Annotated in this window: 1 protein-coding gene; it reads left to right on the top strand. The window is 65.4% G+C overall.

Going from position 1 to position 2,272, the window contains the following annotated elements; all coding sequences use genetic code 11:
* On the top strand, positions 1-2,272 hold a 2,272-nt coding region (gene carB, locus AC1VAN_RS19090; protein ID WP_480986469.1), incomplete at both ends, for a carbamoyl-phosphate synthase large subunit.

A 2,272-nucleotide genomic window follows, 5' to 3' on the forward strand; every position in this document is an offset into this window, starting at 1 on the left:
AGTTCAAGCAGGCCATGACCGACATCGGCCTGGAATCGGCCAAGTCGGGCGTGGCCCACAGCATGGACGAAGCCTGGGAAGTGCAGCGCCGCATCGCTTCCGAAGTCGGCACCTCGGGTTTCCCGGCCGTCATTCGCCCCAGCTTCACCCTGGGCGGCAGTGGCGGCGGCATCGCCTACAACCGCGAAGAGCTGATCGAGATCGTCAACCGCGGCCTGGAACTGTCGCCGACCASCGAASTGCTGRTCGAAGAGTCGSTGCTGGGCTGGAAGGAATTCGAGATGGAAGTGGTCCGCGAYAMSGCGGACAACTGCATCATCGTCTGCTCGATCGAAAACCTGGACCCGATGGGCGTGCAYACSGGTGACTCGATCACCGTGGCSCCGGCSCAGACSCTGACCGACAAGGAATACCAGCGCCTGCGTGATGCCTCCATCGCCGTGCTGCGCAAGATCGGCGTGGATACCGGTGGTTCGAACGTGCAGTTCGGCATCAACCCGGACACCGGCCGCGTGGTGGTGATCGAGATGAACCCGCGCGTGTCGCGTTCCTCGGCGCTGGCGTCCAAGGCCACCGGCTTCCCGATCGCCAAGGTCGCGGCCAAGCTGGCCGTGGGCTACACCCTGGACGAACTGAAGAACGAGATCACCGGCGGCCTGACCCCGGCCTCGTTCGAGCCGTCCATCGACTACGTCGTCACCAAGATTCCGCGCTTCGCTTTCGAGAAGTTCCCGGCTGCCGATGCACGCCTGACCACCCAGATGAAGTCGGTGGGCGAGGTGATGGCGATGGGCCGCACCTTCCAGGAATCGATGCAGAAGGCCCTGCGTGGCCTGGAAACCGGCAAGGTCGGCTTCGACCCGACCGGCCTGGACCTGACCAGTGAAGACGATCTGCAGACCCTGCGCCGCGAGCTGAAGGCGCCGGGTCCGGAGCGCCTGTTCTTCGTCGCCGACGCGTTCCGCGCCGGCATGAGCGTGGAGGACATCTTCAAGCTGTCCTACATCGATCCGTGGTTCCTGGACCAGATCGAAGAAATCATCGCCGCCGAGACCCAGGTCGCAGCCGATGGCATCGACGCACTGGATGCGGCGCGCCTGCGCAAGCTCAAGCGTGCCGGCTTCTCCGACGCCCGCCTGGCCCAGCTGACCGGCACCAACGAAGCCGCGGTGCGTGCGCTGCGTCGCGCGCACAAGGTGCGCCCGGTGTACAAGCGCGTGGACTCCTGTGCCGCCGAGTTCTCCACTGGCACCGCCTACCTGTACTCGACCTATGAGGACGAGTGTGAAGCCGCGCCGAGCAACCGCGACAAGATCATGATCCTCGGCGGTGGCCCGAACCGYATCGGCCAGGGCATCGAGTTCGACTACTGCTGCGTGCAYGCSGCRCTGGCSCTGCGCGAKGAYGGSTAYGARACCATCATGGTCAACTGCAAYCCGGAAACCGTRTCSACCGACTACGACACCTCCGACCGCCTGTACTTCGAACCGCTGACCCTGGAAGACGTGCTGGAAATCGTCGAGCTGGAGCAGCCCAAGGGCGTGATCGTGCAGTACGGCGGCCAGACCCCGCTGAAGCTGGCACGCGCGCTGGAAGCCAACGGCGTGCCGGTGATCGGCACCAGCCCGGACTCGATCGACCTGGCCGAAGACCGCGAGCGCTTCCAGCAGTTGGTGGAACAGCTGGGCCTGAAGCAGCCGCCGAACCGCATTGCCCGCAACGACCAGGAAGCCCTGCTGCTGGCSCGCGAGATCGGYTACCCGCTGGTGGTGCGCCCGAGCTACGTGCTGGGYGGCCGCGCGATGGAAATCGTCTACGGYGAATCCGATCTGGCCCGCTACGTGCGTGACGCGGTGAAGGTGTCCAACGATTCGCCGGTGCTGCTGGATCGCTTCCTCGACAACGCCGTCGAGTGCGACGTGGACATCATCGCCGACGCCCAGGGCAACGTCCTGATCGGTGGCGTGMTGGAGCACATCGAAGAGGCYGGCGTSCACTCGGGCGATTCCTCCTGCTCGCTGCCGCCTTACTCGCTGTCGGCTGAAACCCAGGCCGAGCTGCGTCGCCAGGTGGTCGAGCTGGCCAAGGCGCTGAACGTGGTGGGCCTGATGAACACCCAGTTCGCGATCCAGACCGATGAGGAAGGCAACGACACCATCTTCCTGCTGGAAGTGAATCCGCGTGCCTCGCGCACCGTGCCCTTCGTGTCCAAGGCCACCGGCATGCCGCTGGCCAAGATCGCGGCCCGCTGCATGGCCGGCAAGACCCTGGA

The sequence above is a fragment of the Stenotrophomonas sp. 05L44_2 genome (assembly GCF_056665995.1).